The organism is Bacillus sp. MM09(2025), from assembly GCF_050496725.1.
GTDB classification, from domain to species: Bacteria; Bacillota; Bacilli; order Bacillales; family Bacillaceae; genus Bacillus; species Bacillus pumilus.
This window is the reverse complement of the sequence record NZ_JBNWEN010000001.1, coordinates 635,370-659,310: the sequence shown is the minus strand read 5'-3', so window position 1 is coordinate 659,310 and position 23,941 is coordinate 635,370. Positions and strand designations below refer to the sequence as shown.

The following is a 23,941-nucleotide window of genomic DNA, read 5'->3' as shown; positions in this document are numbered from 1 at the left end:
TTGTTTTCATCTAAATTATATATTGTTTATATTAATTTGAAAACTTAAAATAAGTTACAGAGTTTGTGAGATTTTATTACTGTGAAAAAACGGATCTTTTAAACGGGGGAGAGAAACGATGACTTATAATCAACTACCACAACCACAAGGTCTCTACCGTCCTGAATTTGAACATGATGCATGTGGGATCGGACTGTACGCTCATTTAAAAGGGGAAGCGACACACAGCATCGTCAAAAAGGGATTACAAATGCTGTGCCAGCTTGATCACCGCGGCGGGCAAGGCAGTGATCCGTATACAGGTGATGGTGCCGGCTTAATGGTACAGCTGCCAGACGCTTTCTTTAGAAAAAGCTGCAAAGACTTTGCACTTCCTGAAAAGGGCCGTTATGGGGTAGGAATGGTCTTCTTTTCAAAAGAGGATGACGAGAAAACGCGTCAAGCCATCGAGCAAAAAATCAACGGATTCATTAAGCAAGAAGGTCAAACATTAATTGGCTGGAGAACAGTACCTGTTGATGCCGGGAAAATTGGTACTGTCGCAGCGAAGAGCTGCCCGGTTGTGAGGCAAGTCTTTATCGGGGCAAACGACAACATCACAGATCGTCTGTCATTTGAAAGAAAATTATATGTCATTCGTAAGCAGGCTGAGAACTGGGGAACAGCAGAGGAAAAGCAATTTTACTTTGTCAGCTTGTCGAGTCAAACCATTGTATACAAGGGGCTTTTAACATCAGATCAAGTCGATGCTTTTTATCTTGATCTTCAGGATGAAACATTTGTTTCTGCATTTTCACTTGTTCATTCACGATTTAGTACAAATACATTTCCTACATGGGAAAGGGCTCATCCAAACCGTTACTTGATTCACAACGGTGAAATTAACACATTAAGAGGAAACATCAATTGGATGAGAGCAAGAGAACAACAATTCGTGTCTGAAGCCTTCGGAGACGATTTAGACAAGATTTTGCCAGTGCTGAATGCAGACGGAAGTGATTCATCCATTTTAGACAATGCCTTTGAATTTTTCGTACTTGCAGGGCGAACTCCTGCTCATACAGCGATGATGCTGATTCCTGAGCCTTGGACGGAGAATACGCACATGTCAAAAGAGAAACGGGCATTTTATGAATACCATAGTTCTCTTATGGAGCCGTGGGATGGGCCAACAGCCATTTCCTTTACTGATGGTAAACAAATCGGTGCCATCTTAGATCGTAACGGATTAAGACCTGCGAGATACTACGTTACAAATGATGATCATATTATTTTCTCTTCTGAGGTCGGTGTGATCGACACAAATGAAGAGGATGTGAAGTATAAAGATCGTCTTGAGCCAGGTAAAATGCTGCTAATTGATTTAGAAGAAGGACGAATTATTTCTGACGAAGAAGTGAAATCTTCGATTGCAAATGAACTTCCTTATCAAAAATGGCTCGATGAAGAAATGGTTCACGTCAATCGCTCTGAAGAAAATTCAGAAAATTCTAGTATAATGGGTGATTTATTGACGCGCCAGCGTGCATTCCATTATACGTACGAGGACATTCAAAAATATTTAATTCCTTTACTAGAAGAAGGTAAGGACCCAATTGGTTCAATGGGAAGCGACACTCCGCTTGCTGTGTTATCAGATCGTGCGCAGTCTCTGTTCTCTTATTTCAAACAGCTGTTTGCTCAAGTCACGAATCCGCCAATTGATGCCATTCGTGAGCAGCTCGTCACATCAACCATGACTTGGTTAGGTGCTGAGGGAGATATTTTACATCCAAATGAATATTCATGCCGAAGAATTAAACTTTATACACCTGTTTTAACAAGCGGGCAGTTTAACGGCTTGAAAACGATTGTTCACAATGCCTTTAAAAGCAAAACGATTCATACACTTTTTACAGATGACCTAAGACGCGGTCTGGATGCAATGTTTGAAGAGGCAGAAAAAGCGATCCGTGAAGGTGTATCTTTATTAATCCTTTCCGATCGTGAAATGACGGAAGAAAAAGTGCCGATTCCACCACTTCTTGCATTAAGTGCACTGCATCAGCATCTTGTGCGTCAAGGCTTACGGACAAAGGTGAGTCTGATCGTTGAATCTGGAGAAGTAAGAGAGGTCCATCATTTTGCCGCACTGATTGGCTACGGAGCAGATGCCATTCATCCTTACCTTGTGTATGAAACGTACAAACAGTTGATTGCAGAAGAAGCGATCTCTTTCAGCTTTGATGAAGCAGTCACAAAATTTGGTAAAAGCGTAACCGAAGGTGTCGTCAAAGTCATGTCTAAAGTAGGAATTTCTACTGTGCAAAGCTACAGAGGAGCGCAAATCTTTGAAGCCGTCGGCATTAGTGAAGACGTCATTCAGGCGTATTTCACAGGAACAGCTTCTCAGCTTGGCGGGATTGACCTTGAGACCATTGCACATGAAGCAAAACTCCGTCATGAAGCGGGGTATCAGGCAGCGACTGACCAAACCCTCGAATCAGGAAGTGATTTCCAGTGGAGAAAAAATGGGGAGCACCATGCCTTTAATCCAAAAACGATTCATACGCTTCAGTGGGCATGCCGCAATGAAGATTACGATCTATTTAAGCAATATACAAAGGCTGCGGACGAAGAAAGAATCGGCTTCCTTCGAAATTTATTTGCTTTCCAGCCAAAACAAAAACCAGTTCGTTTGGAAGACGTTGAATCTGCTGAATCCATCGTGCGCCGGTTCAAGACAGGTGCCATGTCATTTGGATCTTTAAGTAAAGAAGCGCATGAAGCACTTGCCATTGCCATGAACCGAATTGGCGGTAAAAGTAACAGCGGAGAAGGCGGAGAAGATCCTGCGCGTTTTACAGTTGACGAGCACGGCGATGATCGCAGAAGTGCGATTAAACAAATTGCTTCTGGACGTTTTGGCGTAAAGAGCCATTATTTGGTCAATGCAGATGAACTGCAAATTAAAATGGCGCAGGGAGCAAAACCTGGAGAAGGCGGACAGCTGCCAGGTAATAAAGTATACCCTTGGGTTGCCGATGTACGCGGATCTACTCCAGGCGTCGGATTGATTTCACCACCGCCTCATCATGATATTTATTCCATCGAGGATTTGGCGCAGCTGATCCATGATTTGAAAAACGCCAACCGTGATGCCCGCATCAGCGTCAAGCTTGTGTCAAAAGCAGGCGTCGGTACGATTGCAGCAGGTGTTGCAAAAGGGACGGCGGATGTCATTGTAATCAGTGGATACGACGGCGGAACAGGAGCTTCGCCGAAAACAAGTATTAAACATACAGGACTTCCTTGGGAGCTTGGATTGGCAGAAGCGCATCAAACCCTTGTCTTAAACGGTCTTCGAGAGCGAGTCGTTCTTGAGACAGATGGCAAATTAATGACAGGACGCGATGTTGTCATGGCTGCGATTTTAGGAGCAGAAGAATACGGCTTTGCGACAGCTCCACTTGTTGTTTTAGGGTGCGTCATGATGAGAGCATGCCACTTAGATACTTGCCCAGTCGGTGTCGCAACTCAAAACCCTGAACTTCGCAAAAAATTTATGGGTGATCCTGATCACATTGTCAACTTCATGATGTTTATTGCAGAGGAAGTAAGAGAGATTTTAGCTGTACTTGGCTTTACATCAATGGATGAATTGATTGGGCGTACGGATGTTTTATCCGTGAGTGAAAGAGCAAAAGCACACTGGAAAGCAGGTCAGCTAGACCTTGAAACACTGCTTTATCAGCCAGAAGGAGCTCGTACATTCAGAACACCGCAAAATCATAAAATTGATGAATCACTGGATATGAATGAAATTCTCCCTTATGTACAGGAAGCGCTGAATCATCAAACACCGGTTGATCTATCATTGAATATTCGCAATATCAATCGTGTGGCGGGAACCATTACTGGAAGTGAAGTGTCTAAGCGCTACGGAGAAGAAGGCTTGCCAGAGGATACGATCACACTAAGGTTCACTGGTTCCGCAGGACAAAGCTTCGGCGCATTTGTACCAAAGGGCATGTCTCTTTATTTAACAGGTGATTCAAATGATTATATCGGCAAAGGACTCTCTGGAGGCAAAATTGCGGTTAAAACCTCTGATCACTTTGTACAAAATGGACATGAAAACGTCATTGTCGGAAACGTCGCATTCTACGGAGCGACAAGCGGAAAAGCCTTTATTAACGGACGTGCAGGTGAACGCTTTGCCGTTCGTAATTCAGGGGTGCATGTGGTCGTTGAAGGAATCGGTGATCACGGCTGTGAATACATGACAGGCGGGCGTGTCGTCATTTTAGGAGACGTCGGAAAAAACTTCGGTGCAGGCATGTCTGGCGGCGTAGCTTACGTCCATACATCCGATGCGAAACAGTTCAAAAGAATGTGCAACATGGAAATGATCATGTTTGAAAAACTCACAGATCACGATGAAGAGCAAGAAGTAAAACAGCTGATTAAAGAGCACCTTCACTATACAAACAGCGCAAAAGCTTCGGCACTTTTAGAAAACTGGGCGCAAGAAAAGGAACAATTCATCAAGGTCATTCCGAGAAATTACAAAATGATGCTTCAAAGTATTGAAGAACAAAAACAAGCGGGCCTTAGTCATGAAGAAGCTGTTATGTTCGCATTTGAAGCAAACACAAAACCGAAAAATCAAGAAACGGCAAACGGGCAAAAAGCAGCCCTCGCTCATTAAGAAAGGGGAGAGGACAATGGGCAAAGCAACAGGTTTTATGGATTATAAAAGAGAAAAGCCAAATGAACGTGACCCTCTCACTCGTCAAAATGACTGGAAAGAATATTCAGCTCCTTATACAGATGAGGTATTAAAACAGCAGGGTGCTAGATGTATGGATTGCGGAACACCGTTTTGTCAAATTGGGATGGAGATCAGAGGCGGCGTTTCTGGCTGCCCGATCTACAATTTAATTCCAGAATGGAACGATCTTGTCTATCGCGGGAGATGGAAAGAAGCGCTTGAAAGACTACAAAAAACGAACAATTTCCCTGAATTTACTGGGAGAGTATGTCCAGCGCCTTGTGAAGGGTCATGTACAGTCGCGATCAATGATCCAGCTGTTTCGATTAAAAATATCGAACGCACGATCATTGATAAAGGCTTTGAAAATGGCTGGATTACACCTAGAATTCCTTCAAGCCGTACAGGGAAAAAGATCGCCATTGTCGGATCAGGACCAGCAGGACTTGCAAGTGCTGATCAATTAAACCAAGCAGGTCATGCCGTTACAGTGTTTGAACGGTCTGACCGCCTTGGCGGACTGCTGACATACGGCATTCCAAACATGAAGCTGGACAAAGAAGTTGTTGAGCGCAGAGTCAAACTGCTAAGACAAGAAGGCATTGATTTTGTAACGAACACAGAAATCGGCGTGGATGTCACTGCCGATGAACTGAAAGAACAGTTTGATGCGGTCATCCTTTGTACAGGTGCACAAAAACAGCGTGACCTGTTAATTGAAGGCAGAGAAGCAAAAGGGATTCATCTGGCAATGGATTATTTAACACTTGCAACAAAAAGCATGCTTGATTCAGGATTTAAAGATAAAAACTTTATTGACGCAAAAGGTAAAGACGTGATTGTCATTGGCGGAGGAGATACAGGTGCTGACTGCGTCGCAACTGCACTTCGCCAAAAAGCAAAAAGTGTTGTTCAATTCGGAAAGCATCCAAAGCTTCCGGATACACGTGTAGGGGATAACATGTGGCCTGAACAGCCTTACGTCTTTTCACTCGATTATGCTTATGAAGAAGCACAAGCTAAGTTCGGGGAAGATCCGCGTCAATATTCCATTCAAACCACAAAAATTGTGGCAGATAAAAATGGAAAATTAAAAGAGCTTCATACGATTCAAATGGAAAAGGTGAAAAACGAACATGGGAAGTTTGAATTTCATGAGATTCCAGGGACAGAAAAAGTATGGCCGGCTCAGCTAGTCTTTATTGCAATTGGTTTTGAGGGAACTGAACAGCCACTCGTGAAACACTTTGGCGTGGACAGCAAAAACAATCGCATTGACGCAAAGTATGGGGAGTATACAACAAATGTAGAAGGCGTATTTGCAGCGGGAGATGCAAGACGCGGGCAAAGCTTGATTGTCTGGGCAATTAATGAAGGCAGACAAGTGGCGCACGAGGTAGACCGTTATTTAATGGGGAGTTCGATTCTGCCAAAATAGGTCAAACAAAGGGTGTTTACACATATAAAGAAAAAGCCATGGCCACTAGTTGGTCATGGCTTTTTATGATTCAGAAGATGTAATTTTACTTACTTCGTCATATTTAAAGGCTGAACGTACCGTGACAAACGCAGAAGTGCGCGTTACGCTTAAAGTAGCAACATATCACCCAAGCAACTATATGAAGACAAATGCAGCTTTTTCACCCGCAGAAGAGGAAGTGTGAACCGTCATAAGATGAAGAATCTGATGATTCTGGCATGACCTAAGAAACGAACGATGATTTAAAAATGAATGCTCACATTATGATCGTTGAGCAAAATTTGCCGTCGTCACACAACATGAAAAAAGGTAGCAAGGGAACAGTCCTGTACAGCCGCCAGAGTATGCGAGAAATAAAAACATGTATTTTAAATCTATGTTTAAATGATGGTACTTTCTAAAAATGATCACATGAGGGGTGTTTTATCATGAAAGAAAGACTCGTATTAGTGGGGAACGGTATGGCTGGTATTCGAAGCCTCGAAAACATTTTAAAAATTGACAGCGAACGATTTGAGATGACGGTATTTGGAAGCGAACCGCATCCCAACTATAACCGGATTCTTTTATCGAAGGTGCTTCAAGGAGATACGAAAATTGAAGATATTACACTAAATGATTGGAAATGGTATAAGGCGCATCATATTCAGCTTTTTACAAATGAAACCATTGTGAAGATCGATACAGAAAATCAAACAGTCACCAGTGATCAAGGACGGACCGTGCCTTATGACCGGTTGATTTTAGCAACTGGGTCACTTCCGTTTATTTTGCCGATTCCAGGAAGTGATAAAAAAGGTGTGACGGGTTTTCGGACATTGCAAGATACAGAGGAAATGGTCAATGTCTCTCACATGTACAAAAAAGCAGCAGTCATTGGGGGCGGGCTTCTTGGACTGGAAGCGGCACGCGGTCTACTTAACTTAGGCATGGAAGTGAATGTCATTCACCTCTGCTCTCATTTAATGGAACGCCAGCTAGACCCTACTGCAGGTCAGCTTCTCCAAAAAGCATTAGAGGAACAGGGTATGAACTTTCTATTTGGAAAACAGACAACTGAGATTTTAGGAGATACAAGAGTAGAAGGATTATCATTTTCAGATGGCTCAACACTTGAGACAGATCTCGTCGTCATGGCTGTAGGAATTAAACCAAGTAAAATGCTTGCAGAAATAAGCGGTCTTGAAGTGAATCAAGGCATTATCGTCAATGATTTCATGGAAACAAGTGTACCGGGCATTTATGCAGTCGGAGAATGTGCAGAACACAGGGGACAAACGTACGGTCTTGTTGCGCCTTTATACGATCAAGCGAATGTGCTTGCTGGGCATTTATGCGGCGTGAATTCTGCCCCATATGAAGGTTCTGTGATGTCAACACAGCTGAAAGTGTCAGGAGTTGATGTATTCTCTGCTGGTGATTTTATTGAAAACGATGAGAAAAAAGCGATCAAAATTTTTGATGAACAAAAAGGCATTTACCAAAAACTAGTCTTCCAGCAAAACCGTTTAGTTGGTGCCGTCATGTTTGGAGAAACAAATGATGGACCCCGCCTATTTTCGTACATTAGAGAAGGGGTAGATATGTCGGATATGGAGAAGGTATCTGTCCTAACCTCAAATGATTCAGCGCAAGAAAGCACGATTGAAAGCATGTCAAACGACCATATCGTTTGCGGCTGCAATGGGGTCTCAAAGGGTCAGATTGTGGAAGCCATTCATAAAGAAGGCTTAACAACACTTCAGGAAGTCAAGCAATGTACAAGTGCCTCACGATCATGCGGAGGCTGTAAACCTGTTGTCGAAGAGATTCTTTGGCACACGTTGGGCGAGGGTGCGAACCGAACAGCTCAAAAAGAAACCATCTGCGCCTGCACCACTCTTTCACGAGATGAGGTCATTCACGAAATCAAAGAGAAGGGCTTGCAGCATATCAAGGAAGTCATGAGCGTACTTGACTGGGCGACAGAGGAGGGCTGTTCAAAATGCCGACCTGCCCTGAACTACTATTTAGGCATGCTTCAACCTCTTGAGTACAAAGATGAAAGGAGCTCAAGATTTGTGAATGAACGCTTGCATGCCAATATTCAAAAAGATGGCACTTATTCAGTTGTTCCGAGGATGTACGGTGGCGTCACAAATGCAAATGACCTGAGAAAAATAGCTGATGTCGTCGACAAATATGAAATACCGCTTGTGAAAATGACTGGCGGTCAGCGTATTGACCTTCTAGGTGTCAAAAAAGAAGATTTACCTAAGGTGTGGGCAGACCTGGATATGCCTTCTGGTTATGCATATGGAAAATCTTTAAGAACGGTCAAAACTTGTGTTGGAGAACAATTTTGCCGGTTCGGCACACAGGACTCAATGGCTCTTGGCATTGCACTTGAAAAGAAATTCGAAGGTCTTGCGACACCGCATAAAGTCAAATTGGCTGTCTCTGCTTGCCCTAGAAATTGTGCAGAGTCTGGCATTAAGGACCTCGGCATTGTGGGAATTGATGGAGGATTCGAATTGTACGCTGGTGGAAATGGAGGCACGCACCTGCGGGCTGGCGATTTATTGATGAAGGTCAGTACAGCTGAAGAAGTAGAGGAAGTGGCAGCTGCATATCTTCAATATTACAGAGAAACGGCAAATTATTTAGAAAGAACCTCTGCTTGGGTTGAACGACTTGGATTAGATCATATTCAATCAGTACTTCTAGATGATGAGAAACGAGAAGCCTTGATCGAAAGAATGGACATCGCACTTTCAACATATGAAGAGCCTTGGCAGGAGCTTCGCGGGAGTCAAAAAGATTCGAAACAATTATTTCAAAAAGCGACGGCTTCTGTATCAATCAATTGAAGGGATGGGATCATATGACAGTTTCAGTTGTAAAAGTTCACATTGGCACCTTATCAGATTTTCCGCTGCAGCTAGGAAAAACAGTTGCAGCAGGTACTCTTGAATTAGCTGTTTTTCAAACCTCTAATCAGCAGTTCAAAGCCATTGAAAATCGCTGTCCTCATAAAGGCGGTGTACTAGCTGAAGGAATGGTCAGCGGGGATCATGTCTTCTGTCCAATGCATGATTGGAAAATCGAACTATCATCAGGGTATGTTCAAGCGCCAGATCATGGATGCGTTCAAACATATGAAACATTGGTTGAGGGGAACGAGGTCTTTGTTTTATTGCCCTCATAAGTCGTTTAGAACCTTCCTTTCATGTATATGCTGTATGTAAATAGAGCAAGAAAGGAAGGAATCTTCGTGCCGTTTCTTAGTATTTTGATCGAGCTCTTTATCGGGTTTTCCGCATTGTTTTTAATTACAAAATTATTAGGGAAAACACAATTTGCACAAATTACGCCGTTTGATTTTATTTCTGCACTAATTTTAGGGGAAATGGTCGGAAACGCCATTTTTGACCCAGAAGTCAAAATTCAGCACATTTTATTTGCTGTTGCGGTATGGGGTGTCCTCATCTACACAGTTGAATGGTTTTCACAGCGCTTTAAAGGGATTCGAGCCTTTTTAGAGGGGAGACCGACACTTGTCATTGATCAAGGGAAAATTCACTACAATCGTTTAAAGAAAAATATGCTTGATCTCAATCAGTTGCAGACATTAATTCGCGCGAAAGGTCATTTTGCCCTGAATGAAATTGAATATGCCATTTTGGAAACAGATGGATCGGTGAGCGTTCTTCCGAAAATGAAATACGCAACAGCCACCGCAGAAGATGTGAACGTGAAGGGAAAAGAAGTCAAATTGCCTAGAACGTTTATTATTGATGGTGAAATTTTAAAAAAAGATTTACAAGAAGCTGGTTTCGATGAAACATGGCTGAGAGAGCAATTAAAAAAGAAGCATATTTCTTCTTATCGAGACGTTCTATTTTGTGAATGGATTGAAAATGAAGGGATTTATGCGATGAAATATGAAAAGTCTAAAAAACACCCATAACATCAATAAGTGGGTGTTTTTTTGTGATTATCATGAATAGGATCAAAAAGAATGTTTGATTGAAAACGTTCACAAAGAGGAGGAAATGTATGATGAAGTATGGAAAGGTATGGCTTGTGGCCGTCTTGTCATTATTACTATTGAACTTAGATTCACTTCAAGCAGCCGATCATCAGAATCAAACAAATCGCGTCCTTGTGGTCGATCAAAAGGGAAATGGCTCGTTTCGAAACGTTCAGTCTGCCATTGATGCGATTCCAGTGAACAATCAACAGCGCGTAACGATCTATATTAAAAATGGTGTGTATAAAGAAAAAATCCTGCTTCCGCAAAATAAACCTTATGTGTCCTTTATCGGGGAAAACCAACACAAGACGATTCTAACGTATAATGATACAAATGCAAGTACTGGCAGCACAACAAATAGCTCAAGCACAATGATTCGTGCGAACGACTTTTACGCAGAAAATATCACCTTTCAAAATACGGCCGGCAGACATGCTGGTCAGGCAGTTGCACTGTACGTCTCTGGCGACCGGGCTGCGTTCAAACAAATACGTGTCTTAGGGTATCAAGATACACTTTATGCAACAGGAACAGGCCGCCAATATTATGAAAACTGCTATATCGAAGGAACGGTCGATTTTATTTTTGGATCAGCCACAGCTGTGTTTAAAAGAGCTGAAATAAGAAGTCTTGGAAATGGGTATATTACTGCAGCATCCACAACTGAAGCTCAAAGGTATGGCTATGTATTCATCGACTCTACATTGCAAAAGGGGACGGCTGCTGCTCAATCGGTTTATTTAGGACGTCCGTGGCGGCCTCATTCTGCTGTGACATTCCTCTATACACAAATGGATGATCATATAAAGGCAGAGGGATGGCATAACTGGGATAACCGTGATAACGAAATAACAGCAAGATATAAAGAATATGGATCGGCAGGGGCAGGAAGCAATTTGACAAACCGCGTAAAATGGTCCAGCATTTTAACGAAAAATGAAGCAAGTCAAATCACGGTGCAAGCTGTTCTTGGCGGAGCCGATGGCTGGAATCCAGAAAAAAGGTAAAGGGCTTGTCAGTTTTCGTCAAAGAAAGCTGACTTTTCTGTTTAAAAAACCTTTGAGAACAAACGTTCTTTTGTGTATAATGAACATATTCTTCTAAAATTGGCTGCGACAAAAAAGGAGGGATTCCGTGAAGCGTTTTTCACAGCTCTTGTTTTTACAAATATGTATCCTGTCGATTTTATTTCTCCCGTTTTCAGTAAAAGATGATCAACTTGTAGCTCGTAATGGCTCACTGCCATGGATGACAGCTTTAGATGAATTTATACGAACAGCACCTGATTTAGAAAGTGCAATCTCTGGCATCAGCGTCCGCGATACTTCTGACTCCTCTCTTCTTTATGAACATCAAGCCGATACGCGCCTTACTCCTGCTTCTAATATAAAACTGCTCACATCAGCTATCGCCCTTGATATACTTGGAGAAACACACACATTCCCTACAGACATCTGGATGGATGGTTCTATTCAAAAGAAAACGTTATATGGAAGCCTGTATCTACGTGGTACCGGAGATCCGACTTTATTAGAAGAGGATTTTGCAGCACTTGCCAAACAAGTGAAAAAGGCCGGAATACATACAATTCGCGGACAGCTTGCGGCTGATGATACTTGGTTTGATGACACAAGGTATTCGATTGATTTACCTTGGAGTGATGAAGATCAATATTACGGCGCTCAAATATCTGCTCTCACTGCTTCACCGAATGAGGATTATGATGCAGGAACGCTGATTCTCGAAGTCAAGCCAGGAAAGAAAGCAGGGCAGAAGGCCACCTATGACACGATCCCGAAGACTGACGTCGCTCAAGTTGTCAATCAAGTGAAAACTGTGCCAGAAGGCGGAAAGAAAAAAATATCTTTTAAGCGCTCTCACGGCACAAACAAAATTACGCTGACTGGGACGATTCCGCTAAAAGCATCTTCATCTAAACAATGGGTAGCATTATGGGAACCGACAACGTATGCTTTAGACTTAATGAAACGAGCATTAAAGGCTGAGGGTATTCAGCTGAAAGGATCACTCAAAACAAAACAAGTTCCTAAAAAAGCAAAAAAAATCGCTTCCCATTCGTCAATGCCTTTATCGGAGCTTCTTGTTCCGATGATGAAATTAAGCAATAATACACATGCAGAAATTCTGTTAAAAGAACTTGGCAAGCGGGTAAAGAACAAAGGAAGTTTTGACAAAGGGCTTGACGTGCTGAATGAACGTCTCCCTTCCTTTGGCATAGATTCATCTATGGCTGTGTTGAGAGACGGATCAGGCATATCACCCATTAATCTTGTTTCAGCAAACCAATTCACGTTATTTTTGACAAACATTCAAAAGGAAAAATGGTTTGACACCTATGTCAATGCACTTCCGTTAGCTGGGGCAAGTGAGCGTATGGTGGGAGGTACATTAAGAAACAGATTGAAAGAACCAGCTACACTAGAAAAAGTGCGTGCAAAAACAGGCTCGTTATCAACGGTCAGTACACTATCTGGGTATATTGAAACGCAGAGTGGAAAGACGCTCGCTTTTTCCATATTATTGAATCACCTCGTTGATGACGAAAAAGGTAAAGAGATAGAAGACCGCATTGTCAGCATATTAGCTGAGGATCTTTAGACAGAGAAGGAGAACCATCATGACGTTAGATAATAATCAATCTTTAGTAAAAACCATGTCGATCTTTCTAATTCCACTTTTATTAAGCAATATTTTACAATCAATCGGGCAGCTTGTGTCCATTGTGCTTGTCGGTAGATGGATTGGAGAGGATGCAGTAGCTGCAATTTCTGCATTCTTTCCGCTTTTCTTTTTACTTGTTTCTTTTTCCATTGGGATTGGATCAGGAAGCTCGATCCTCATTGGACAAGCGTATGGAGCAAAAAATGAGCAGAGATTAAAGGAAATTATAGGCACAACGCTTTCGTTCACTTTTTTAATTGGACTTTCTTTAGCTGTCATTGGAGGCTTTTTTGCAACTGATATTTTACATTTGATGGGGACACCTGCAAATATTGTGGAGGAAAGTGCGGCATATGCCAGAATCCTATTCATCTCCATGCCGGTCTTATTTCTTTATTTTGTCTATACGACCTTTTTACGTGGAACAGGAGATTCAAAAACACCATTTTATTTCTTAATGATTAGTACTGGAACAAATATTTTATTGCTGCCGATTTTATTATTTGGCTGGCTCGGTCTACCGGCATTTGGTTTATATGGTGCTGCGTATTCTTCAGTGATTTCTACAATCGTTACGTTTATCATTCTGCATATCTATCTTTATAAAACAAAGCATCCGCTGCGCATTGATGCGTTGGTTAGAAAGCATTTATTGATGAAAGGGGATTTATTAAAAACGTTATTAAAGTTAAGTATCCCTTCTAGTATTAATATGATTCTGATTTCTTTATCAGAAATTGCTGTCATTTCTTTTGTAAACGATTATGGATCACAGGCAACAGCAGCCTATGGCGTTGTCAACCAAGTCGTAAGTTATGTACAGATGCCCGCAGTGAGCCTTGGTATTGCGGTTTCTATTTTCGCAGCACAATTCATTGGCGCAGGAAACATGAATCGTTTGAAAGATGTCATTAAAATTGGTCTGGGGCTAAACTTTGCGATAGGCGGATTGATTATTATTTTCGTCTATATTTTCGCACCGCAAATTTTATCTATCTTTTTAACAGATCCTGCAACGATTGATATTGCATATAGTTTGGTCGTGATTACACTATGGAGCTATCTCATTTTTGGAACGGCGCAAATCGTTGCAGCCACAATGAGAGCAAGTGGAACCGTTCTATGGCCGACCATCTTTAGTATTTGTTCCATTTGGCTTGTTGAAGTACCAGTGGCTTATGTGCTATCACACCACACATCGCTTGGGATCAAAGGAATCTGGATAGGATATCCTGCAGCCTTTTTTGTAAACTTATTCCTCCAATATAGCTATTATCGATTGGTTTGGAAGAAAAAGCAGATTGTTGCACTTGTCCAATCATAATGTGAGCCTATCATCGGGCATATACATACGAAGATCGATTACTTTTTAGGGGGTCTGATCTTCTATGTTTTTAAACCAAAGAAGTGAGCTCGGCTCGTATAATATCGGTGATTTCACTTATGCCGGACCAGATTTTCAAGTGTTGACTTGGGGAGAAGGAACGACACTGAATGTGGGAAAGTTTTGTTCCATTGCAAACGAAGTAAAAGTTTTTCTTGGTGGTGAACATCGAACAGATTGGGTCACGACGTATCCCTTTAATCAAATTTTCACAGATGCAGCTCATATTGAAGGGCATCCACGATCAAAAGGAGATGTGTGTATAGGGCACGATGTTTGGATTGGATATGGAGCAACGATCATGTCAGGAGTACATATAGGAAATGGGGCAGTCATTGGAGCAAATAGTCTGATTACAAAAGATGTGCCACCATATGCGATTGTAGCAGGGAACCCGCAGCGGCTCATGAAATATCGGTTTTCTTCTGATATCATTGAAAAACTTCAGTTGTTAGAATGGTGGAATTTAGAGTTTTCAATCATACAGTCTGTTTTTCATCTCTTGCAATCTGATGATATTGAACATTGTATAAGCGTTATTGAAGATAAAAAAAGAAAGGCCGACTGAGCCTTTCTTTTTTTTATCTTAGTTTTACTTAGCTGAGTCTGATGATGGTAAGCGATGCACCGGTTGCACCACCACCTACTAGAATAGCTGTTACAACCGCACCGAAAAATTGTAATGAAATCGTATTTCCTGCTGTTAAATTGACAATAACTGTATTGTTGATAAATGAAGTAGAAATAACAGGTGATTGAACTGAACCAGAAATTGTAGTTGTTCCATTTAAAAGCAAACGTGTATTAATCAAAAGTGCTGTAGTGGTGTTGACTTGATACGTAATATAATATTTACCAGTTTGTGGAACGGTGAAAACAGTACTTGTGCCGTTTGCTGTAAAACCAGTAATATTTTGAAAGTTTGGTAAGGGAATATTGGTTCCCCCGGCTACAGTAACAATGGTAGGACCAGAACTATTAGCAGCATAAAGTGCTGTATCCGTAAAACCACCTGTTCCAGTAGCCCCAGTAACACCTGTAACGCCAGTAGGTCCTGTAATTCCCGTAGCTCCAGTAGGCCCGGTTGCACCAGTGATCCCTGTGGATCCAGTAGCCCCAGTTGCACCAGTGATCCCTGTGGATCCAGTAGCCCCAGTTGCACCAGTGATCCCTGTGGATCCAGTAGGCCCAGTTGCACCAGTGATCCCTGTGGATCCAGTAGGCCCAGTTGCACCAGTGGTTCCTGTGGATCCAGTAGGCCCAGTTGCACCAGTGATCCCTGTGGATCCAGTAGCCCCAGTTGCACCAGTGATCCCTGTGGATCCAGTAGGCCCAGTTGCACCAGTGATCCCTGTGGATCCAGTAGCCCCAGTTGCACCAGTGATCCCTGTGGATCCAGTAGGCCCGGTTGCACCAGTGATCCCTGTGGATCCAGTAGGCCCGGTTGCACCAGTGATCCCTGTGGATCCAGTAGCCCCAGTTGCACCAGTGATCCCTGTGGATCCAGTAGGCCCAGTTGCACCGGTGGTTCCTGTGGATCCAGTAGGCCCGGTTGCACCGGTGGTTCCAGTTAGTCCTGCTGCAGCTAGTAATGTGTAGTCTGGGGAAGTATCTGGTGTACCTGACGGTGGTGTAGTATTTACTACATACGTACTGCCATTAAAGGTCACTACTTGCCCTACTTGGTAATTAGGGCTGACTACAGGATCAGCCGCTACAATTCCTGCTAAGCCTGCACCAGTGGCTCCAGTAGGACCTGTATCTCCAGTTGCCCCAGTTGCGCCAGTGGCACCAGTAGGACCGGTATCTCCGGTTACACCAGTAACTCCAGTAGGACCTGTATCTCCAGTAGGTCCGGTATCACCAGTTGCACCAGTGCCTCCAGTAGGTCCGGTATCTCCAGTTACACCAGTAGCTCCAGTAGGTCCGGTATCTCCAGTTGCACCAGTAACTCCAGTAGGACCGGTATCACCAGTTGCGCCAGTTACACCAGTAGCACCAGTAGGTCCGGTATCTCCAGTTGCGCCAGTAGCTCCAGTAGGACCGGCATCACCAGTTGCACCAGTAACTCCAGTAGGACCTGTATCTCCAGTTGCGCCAGTTACACCAGTAGCACCTGTATCACCAGTATCACCAGTAGGTCCCGTTGGACCGGTATCTCCAGTGGCACCAGTGGCACCAGTTGCCCCAGTGGCTCCAGTAGGACCTGTATCTCCAGTTGCCCCAGTTGCGCCAGTGGCACCAGTAGGACCAGTATCTCCAGTTGCGCCAGTGGCTCCAGTAGGTCCCGTATCACCAGTTGCACCAGTTGCACCAGTAGGACCGGTGTCTCCGGTTACACCAGTAACTCCAGTAGGTCCCGTTGGACCTGTATCACCAGTTACACCAGTGGCTCCAGTAGGACCGGTATCTCCAGTTACACCAGTGGCTCCAGTAGGACCGGTATCTCCAGTTACACCAGTGGCACCAGTAGGTCCGGTATCACCAGTTGCGCCAGTAGCCCCAGTAGGACCTGTATCACCGGTTGCACCAGTGGCTCCAGTAGGACCGGTATCACCAGTTACACCAGTGGCTCCAGTAGGACCGGTATCTCCAGTTGCACCAGTATCACCAGTAGGTCCGGTATCTCCAGTTGCACCAGTGGCTCCAGTAGGTCCCGTTGGACCAGTATCGCCAGTTACACCAGTGGCTCCAGTAGGTCCGGTATCTCCAGTTGCACCAGTGGCTCCAGTAGGTCCGGTATCTCCAGTTGCACCAGTAACTCCAGTAGGACCGGTATCTCCGGTTACACCAGTAGGACCGGTATCACCAGTTACACCAGTAACTCCAGTAGGACCTGTATCACCAGTTGCGCCAGTATCACCAGTAGGTCCCGTTGGACCAGTATCTCCAGTTACACCAGTAGCACCAGTAGGACCTGTATCTCCAGTTGCGCCAGTAGCCCCAGTAGGACCGGTATCTCCAGTTACACCAGTAGCGCCAGTAGGACCTGTATCTCCAGTTGCCCCAGTTGCACCAGTAGGACCAGTATCTCCAGTTGCCCCAGTTACACCAGTGGCACCAGTAGGTCCGGTATCTCCAGTTACACCAGTAGCTCCAGTAGGTCCGGTATCTCCAGTTGCACCAGTAACTCCAGTAGGACCGGTATCACCAGTTGCGCCAGTTACACCAGTAGCACCAGTAGGTCCGGTATCTCCAGTTGCGCCAGTAGCTCCAGTAGGACCGGCATCACCAGTTGCACCAGTAACTCCAGTAGGACCGGTATCTCCAGTTGCGCCAGTTACACCAGTTGCACCTGTATCACCAGTATCACCAGTTGCACCAGTAGGACCGGTGTCTCCGGTTACACCAGTAACTCCAGTAGGTCCCGTTGGACCTGTATCACCAGTTACACCAGTGGCTCCAGTAGGACCGGTATCTCCAGTTACACCAGTGGCACCAGTAGGTCCGGTATCACCAGTTGCGCCAGTAGCCCCAGTAGGACCTGTATCACCGGTTGCACCAGTGGCTCCAGTAGGACCGGTATCACCAGTTACACCAGTGGCTCCAGTAGGACCGGTATCTCCAGTTACACCAGTAGCACCAGTAGGTCCGGTATCTCCAGTTGCGCCAGTAGCTCCAGTAGGACCGGCATCACCAGTTGCACCAGTAACTCCAGTAGGACCTGTATCTCCAGTTGCGCCAGTTACACCAGTAGCACCTGTATCACCAGTATCACCAGTAGGTCCCGTTGGACCTGTATCACCAGTTACACCAGTGGCTCCAGTAGGACCGGTATCTCCAGTTACACCAGTGGCACCAGTAGGTCCGGTATCACCAGTTGCGCCAGTAGCTCCGGTATCTCCAGTTACACCAGTAACTCCAGTAGCACCTGTATCACCAGTAGCACCAGTAGGTCCGGTATCTCCAGTTGCACCAGTATCACCAGTAGGTCCGGTATCTCCAGTTGCACCAGTGGCTCCAGTAGGTCCCGTTGGACCAGTATCGCCAGTTACACCAGTGGCTCCAGTAGGTCCGGTATCTCCAGTTGCACCAGTGGCTCCAGTAGGTCCGGTATCTCCAGTTGCACCAGTAACTCCAGTAGGACCGGTATCTCCGGTTACACCAGTAGGACCGGTATCACCAGTTACACCAGTAACTCCAGTAGGACCTGTATCACCAGTTGCGCCAGTATCACCAGTAGGTCCCGTTGGACCAGTATCTCCAGTTACACCAGTAGCACCAGTAGGACCGGTATCTCCAGTTGCGCCAGTAGGACCGGTATCTCCGGTTACACCAGTAACTCCAGTTGCGCCAGTAGCCCCAGTAGGACCTGTATCACCGGTTGCACCAGTGGCTCCAGTAGGTCCCGTTGGACCGGTATCTCCAGTTACACCAGTGGCTCCAGTAGGACCGGTATCTCCAGTTACACCAGTGGCACCAGTAGGTCCGGTATCTCCAGTTGCACCAGTAACTCCAGTAGGACCGGTATCTCCGGTTACACCAGTAGGACCGGTATCACCAGTTACACCAGTAACTCCAGTAGGACCTGTATCACCAGTTGCGCCAGTATCACCAGTAGGTCCCGTTGGACCAGTATCGCCAGTTACACCAGTAGCACCAGTAGGACCGGTATCTCCAGTTGCGCCAGTAGCCCCAGTAGGACCAGTATCTCCAGTTACACCAGTAGCGCCAGTAGGACCTGTATCTCCGGTTACACCAGTAACTCCAGTAGGACCGGTATCTCCAGTAGGTCCGGTATCTCCAGTTGCACCAGTGCCTCCAGTAGGTCCGGTATCACCAGTTGCGCCAGTAGCACCAGTAGGTCCGGTATCTCCAGTTACACCAGTAGCTCCAGTAGGTCCGGTATCTCCAGTTGCACCAGTAACTCCAGTAGGACCGGTATCTCCAGTTGCGCCAGTGGCTCCAGTAGGACCGGTATCTCCAGTTACACCAGTGGCTCCAGTAGGTCCCGTTGGACCTGTATCACCAGTTACACCAGTGGCTCCAGTAGGACCGGTATCTCCAGTTACACCAGTGGCACCAGTAGGTCCGGTATCTCCAGTTGCGCCAGTAGCTCCGGTATCACCAGTTACACCAGTTACACCAGTAACTCCAGTAGGACCGGTATCACCAGTTGCGCCAGTGGCACCAGTAGGTCCGGTATCACCGGTTGCACCAGTGGCACCAGTAGGTCCCGTTGGACCTGTATCACCAGTTACACCAGTGGCACCAGTAGGACCGGTATCTCCAGTTACACCAGTGGCACCAGTAGGTCCGGTATCTCCGGTTACACCAGTAACTCCAGTAGGTCCCGTTGGACCTGTATCACCAGTGGCACCAGTTGATCCTTCTGCAGCCAGTAATGTGTAGTCTGGGGAAGTATCTGGTGTACCTGACGGTGGTGCAGTATTTACTACATACGTACTGCCATTAAAGGTCACTACTTGCCCTACTTGGTAAGTAGGACTGACTACCGGATCAAACGTTTCAATTCCTGTTAATCCTGCACCAGTAGCCCCAGTAGGACCGGTATCACCGGTTGCACCAGTAGCGCCAGTAGGACCTGTATCTCCAGTTGCCCCAGTGGCTCCAGTAGGACCTGTATCTCCAGTTGCACCAGTTGCGCCAGTGGCACCAGTAGGACCGGTATCTCCGGTTACACCAGTAACTCCAGTAGGACCGGTATCACCAGTTGCGCCAGTAGCACCAGTAGGTCCGGTATCTCCAGTTACACCAGTAGCTCCAGTAGGTCCGGTATCACCAGTTGCACCAGTGCCTCCAGTAGGTCCGGTATCTCCAGTTACACCAGTAGCTCCAGTAGGTCCGGTATCTCCAGTTGCACCAGTAACTCCAGTAGGACCGGTATCACCAGTTGCGCCAGTTACACCAGTAGCACCAGTAGGTCCGGTATCTCCAGTTGCGCCAGTAGCTCCAGTAGGTCCGGTATCTCCAGTTACACCAGTAACTCCAGTAGGACCGGCATCACCAGTTGCACCAGTAACTCCAGTAGGACCTGTATCTCCAGTTGCGCCAGTTACACCAGTAGCACCTGTATCACCAGTTGCACCAGTAACTCCAGTAGGACCTGTATCTCCAGTTGCGCCAGTTACACCAGTAGCACCTGTATCACCAGTTGCACCAGTAGGTCCCGTTGGACCGGTATCTCCAGTGGCACCAGTTGCACCAGTAGGTCCCGTTGGACCTGTATCACCAGTTACACCAGTAGGACCGGTATCTCCGGTTACACCAGTAACTCCAGTAGGACCTGTATCACCAGTTACACCAGTAGCGCCAGTAGGTCCGGTATCTCCAGTTGCACCAGTAGCTCCAGTAGGTCCGGTATCTCCAGTTGCACCAGTAACTCCAGTAGGACCTGTATCTCCAGTTGCCCCAGTTGCGCCAGTTGCACCAGTAGGACCGGTATCTCCGGTTACACCAGTAACTCCAGTAGGACCTGTATCTCCAGTTGCGCCAGTTACACCAGTAGCACCTGTATCACCAGTAGCACCAGTAGGTCCCGTTGGACCGGTATCTCCAGTGGCACCAGTAGCACCAGTAGGTCCGGTATCTCCAGTTACACCAGTTGCACCAGTAGGTCCCGTATCACCAGTAGCACCAGTTGCACCAGTAGGTCCCGTATCACCAGTTGCACCAGTGGCACCAGTAGGACCAGTATCTCCAGTTGCGCCAGTGGCTCCAGTAGGACCGGTATCTCCAGTTACACCAGTAGGTCCCGTTGGACCAGTATCTCCAGTTACACCAGTGGCTCCAGTAGGTCCCGTATCACCAGTTGCACCAGTTGCACCAGTAGGACCTGTATCTCCGGTTACACCAGTAACTCCAGTAGGTCCCGTTGGACCTGTATCACCAGTTACACCAGTGGCTCCAGTAGATCCGGTATCTCCAGTTGCGCCAGTAGCCCCAGTAGCCCCAGTAGGACCTGTATCACCGGTTGCACCAGTGGCTCCAGTAGGTCCCGTTGGACCTGTATCACCAGTTACACCAGTGGCTCCAGTAGGTCCGGTATCACCAGTTACACCAGTGGCACCAGTAGGACCGGTATCTCCAGTTGTGCCAGTAGCTCCGGTATCTCCAGTTACACCAGTAACTCCAGTAGGACCTGTATCTCCAGTTGCGCCAGTTACACCAGTAGCACCTGTATCACCAGTAGCACCAGTAGGTCCCGTTGGACCGGTATCTCCAGTGGCACCAGTAGCACCAGTAGGTCCGGTATCTCCAGTTACACCAGTTGCACCAGTAGGTCCCGTATCACCAGTTGCACCAGTTGCACCAGTAGGTCCCGTATCACCAGTTGCACCAGTGGCACCAGTAGGACCAGTATCTCCAGTTGCGCCAGTGGCTCCAGTAGGACCGGTATCTCCAGTTACACCAGTAGGTCCCGTTGGACCAGTATCTCCAGTTACACCAGTGGCTCCAGTAGGTCCCGTATCACCAGTTGCACCAGTTGCACCAGTAGGACCTGTATCTCCGGTTACACCAGTAACTCCAGTAGGTCCCGTTGGACCTGTATCACCAGTTACACCAGTGGCTCCAGTAGATCCGGTATCTCCAGTTGCGCCAGTAGCCCCAGTAGCCCCAGTAGGACCTGTATCACCGGTTGCACCAGTGGCTCCAGTAGGTCCCGTTGGACCTGTATCACCAGTTACACCAGTGGCTCCAGTAGGTCCGGTATCACCAGTTACACCAGTGGCACCAGTAGGACCGGTATCTCCAGTTGTGCCAGTAGCTCCGGTATCTCCAGTTACACCAGTAACTCCAGTAGCACCTGTATCACCAGTAGGTCCGGTATCTCCAGTTGCACCAGTGGCTCCAGTAGGTCCGGTATCTCCAGTTGCACCAGTGGCTCCAGTAGGTCCGGTATCTCCAGTTGCACCAGTAACTCCAGTAGGACCGGTATCTCCGGTTACACCAGTATCACCAGTAGGACCGGTATCACCAGTTACACCAGTAACTCCAGTAGGACCTGTATCTCCAGTTACACCAGTAGCGCCAGTAGGTCCCGTATCACCAGTTGCACCAGTAGCCCCAGTAGGACCGGTATCTCCGGTTACACCAGTAACTCCAGTAGGTCCCGTTGGACCTGTATCACCAGTTACACCAGTGGCTCCAGTAGATCCGGTATCTCCAGTTGCGCCAGTAGCCCCAGTAGCCCCAGTAGGACCTGTATCACCGGTTGCACCAGTGGCTCCAGTAGGTCCCGTTGGACCTGTATCACCAGTTACACCAGTGGCTCCAGTAGGTCCGGTATCTCCAGTTACACCAGTGGCACCAGTAGGACCGGTATCTCCAGTTGTGCCAGTAGCTCCGGTATCTCCAGTTACACCAGTAACTCCAGTAGCACCTGTATCACCAGTAGGTCCGGTATCTCCAGTTGCACCAGTGGCTCCAGTAGGTCCGGTATCTCCAGTTGCACCAGTGGCTCCAGTAGGTCCGGTATCTCCAGTTACACCAGTAGCGCCAGTAGGACCAGTATCTCCAGTTGCACCAGTAGCGCCAGTAGGACCTGTATCACCAGTTGCCCCAGTGGCTCCAGTAGGACCTGTATCTCCAGTTGCCCCAGTTGCGCCAGTGGCTCCAGTAGGACCTGTATCTCCGGTTACACCAGTAACTCCAGTAGGACCGGTATCTCCAGTAGGTCCGGTATCACCAGTTGCACCAGTGCCTCCAGTAGGTCCGGTATCACCAGTTGCGCCAGTAGCACCAGTAGGTCCGGTATCACCAGTTGCACCAGTGCCTCCAGTAGGTCCGGTATCACCGGTTGCACCAGTGGCACCAGTAGGTCCCGTTGGACCTGTATCACCAGTTACACCAGTGGCTCCAGTAGGACCGGTATCACCAGTTACACCAGTGGCACCAGTAGGTCCGGTATCTCCGGTTACACCAGTAACTCCAGTAGGTCCCGTTGGACCGGTATCTCCAGTGGCACCAGTTGATCCTTCTGCAGCCAGTAATGTGTAGTCTGGGGAAGTATCTGGTGTACCTGACGGTGGTGCAGTATTTACTACATACGTACTGCCATTAAAGGTCACTACTTGCCCTACTTGGTAAGTAGGACTGACTACCGGATCAAACGTTTCAATTCCTGTTAATCCTGCACCAGTAGCCCCAGTAGGACCTGTATCACCGGTTGCACCAGTGGCTCCAGTAGGTCCGGTATCACCAGTTGCACCAGTAGGACCGGTATCGCCAGTTGCCCCAGTAGCACCAGTAGGTCCCGTTGGACCAGTATCGCCAGTTACACCAGTTGCCCCAGTAGCACCTGTATCACCAGTTGCACCAGTAACTCCAGTAGGACCTGTATCACCAGTTGCCCCAGTATCACCAGTAGGACCAGTATCTCCAGCTGCACCAGTGGCTCCAGTAGGACCTCTTTTTACAATCTTATTATTTGTTTTTTTCCGTCCTTTTGCTTTAGCACAAGTGCTGTGATGTTTAACAACTTTTTTCTTTTTACATTCTCGTTTAAGAAGAGGGCAATCATCAAGTAGAGGTCTATCGTGACGAGATTTTCTGTAGTGAGGTTGCCAATCATGCTTTTTTCCGCAAAAGGGACATTTGTTATCGTACTGATTATACAAATTCCCCATCTCCTAAAAGTTAATATTTTATTCTATGTAGAAATTT

The 23,941-nt window shown here is 46.4% G+C and carries 10 protein-coding genes; 9 read left to right on the top strand and 1 reads right to left on the bottom strand.

All coding sequences use genetic code 11. The features are described from left to right. Window positions 1-118 precede the first annotated feature (118 nt). The 9 genes from gltB (at window position 119) to ACQYAC_RS03280 (ending at window position 14,882) form a co-directional block, all read left to right on the top strand. Window positions 119-4,690 carry a glutamate synthase large subunit gene (gene gltB, locus ACQYAC_RS03320; RefSeq protein ID WP_429942711.1) on the top strand — a complete coding sequence of 1,524 codons (4,572 nt, stop codon included), beginning with the start codon at window positions 119-121 and terminating at the stop codon, window positions 4,688-4,690. Window positions 4,691-4,706: 16 nt separating this feature from the next. Continuing rightward, entirely contained in the window at window positions 4,707-6,191 is a 1,485-nt protein-coding gene (gene gltD / locus ACQYAC_RS03315; protein WP_429942710.1) for a glutamate synthase small subunit, read from the top strand. Between the two features lie 470 nt (window positions 6,192-6,661). Beyond that, window positions 6,662-9,082, top strand: coding sequence for a nitrite reductase large subunit NirB (gene nirB, locus ACQYAC_RS03310; RefSeq protein WP_429942709.1), 2,421 nt, complete (start codon window positions 6,662-6,664; stop codon window positions 9,080-9,082). A 14-nt stretch (window positions 9,083-9,096) separates the two neighbouring features. Next, window positions 9,097-9,420 carry a nitrite reductase small subunit NirD gene (gene nirD / locus ACQYAC_RS03305; RefSeq protein WP_268467640.1) on the top strand — a complete coding sequence of 108 codons (324 nt, stop codon included), beginning with the start codon at window positions 9,097-9,099 and terminating at the stop codon, window positions 9,418-9,420. A 27-nt stretch (window positions 9,421-9,447) separates the two neighbouring features. Continuing rightward, entirely contained in the window at window positions 9,448-10,182 is a 735-nt protein-coding gene (locus ACQYAC_RS03300; protein WP_186306841.1) for a DUF421 domain-containing protein, read from the top strand. 92 nt (window positions 10,183-10,274) lie between these two features. Further along, window positions 10,275-11,255 carry a pectinesterase family protein gene (locus tag ACQYAC_RS03295; RefSeq protein WP_429942785.1) on the top strand — a complete coding sequence of 327 codons (981 nt, stop codon included), beginning with the start codon at window positions 10,275-10,277 and terminating at the stop codon, window positions 11,253-11,255. A 127-nt stretch (window positions 11,256-11,382) separates the two neighbouring features. Further along, the gene (dacB, locus tag ACQYAC_RS03290) at window positions 11,383-12,867 is read left to right on the top strand and encodes a D-alanyl-D-alanine carboxypeptidase/D-alanyl-D-alanine endopeptidase (RefSeq protein WP_429942708.1); all 1,485 of its coding nucleotides are present in this window, start codon (window positions 11,383-11,385) and stop codon (window positions 12,865-12,867) included. 19 nt (window positions 12,868-12,886) lie between these two features. Further along, window positions 12,887-14,254, top strand: a complete 1,368-nt coding sequence (locus tag ACQYAC_RS03285; RefSeq protein WP_268497078.1) for an MATE family efflux transporter — start codon at window positions 12,887-12,889, stop codon at window positions 14,252-14,254. Window positions 14,255-14,318: 64 nt separating this feature from the next. Further along, window positions 14,319-14,882 carry a CatB-related O-acetyltransferase gene (locus tag ACQYAC_RS03280; protein WP_268497080.1) on the top strand — a complete coding sequence of 188 codons (564 nt, stop codon included), beginning with the start codon at window positions 14,319-14,321 and terminating at the stop codon, window positions 14,880-14,882. Window positions 14,883-14,910: 28 nt separating this feature from the next. Here ACQYAC_RS03280 and ACQYAC_RS03275 read toward each other — a convergent pair whose 3' ends face one another. After that, a complete protein-coding gene (locus ACQYAC_RS03275) occupies window positions 14,911-23,904 on the bottom strand; it encodes a hypothetical protein (protein WP_429942706.1) in 8,994 nt (2,997 codons plus the stop codon). Window positions 23,905-23,941 lie beyond the last annotated feature (37 nt).

Coding starts and splice junctions, on each gene's coding strand:
- ACQYAC_RS03285 (WP_268497078.1), top strand. CDS start 12,887: ATGACGTTAGATAATAATCAATCTTTAGTAAAAACCATGTCGATCTTT.
- ACQYAC_RS03280 (WP_268497080.1), top strand. CDS start 14,319: ATGTTTTTAAACCAAAGAAGTGAGCTCGGCTCGTATAATATCGGTGAT.
- ACQYAC_RS03295 (WP_429942785.1), top strand. CDS start 10,275: ATGAAGTATGGAAAGGTATGGCTTGTGGCCGTCTTGTCATTATTACTA.
- gltD (WP_429942710.1), top strand. CDS start 4,707: ATGGGCAAAGCAACAGGTTTTATGGATTATAAAAGAGAAAAGCCAAAT.
- nirB (WP_429942709.1), top strand. CDS start 6,662: ATGAAAGAAAGACTCGTATTAGTGGGGAACGGTATGGCTGGTATTCGA.
- gltB (WP_429942711.1), top strand. CDS start 119: ATGACTTATAATCAACTACCACAACCACAAGGTCTCTACCGTCCTGAA.
- nirD (WP_268467640.1), top strand. CDS start 9,097: ATGACAGTTTCAGTTGTAAAAGTTCACATTGGCACCTTATCAGATTTT.
- ACQYAC_RS03300 (WP_186306841.1), top strand. CDS start 9,448: ATGCTGTATGTAAATAGAGCAAGAAAGGAAGGAATCTTCGTGCCGTTT.
- ACQYAC_RS03275 (WP_429942706.1), bottom strand. CDS start 23,904: ATGGGGAATTTGTATAATCAGTACGATAACAAATGTCCCTTTTGCGGA.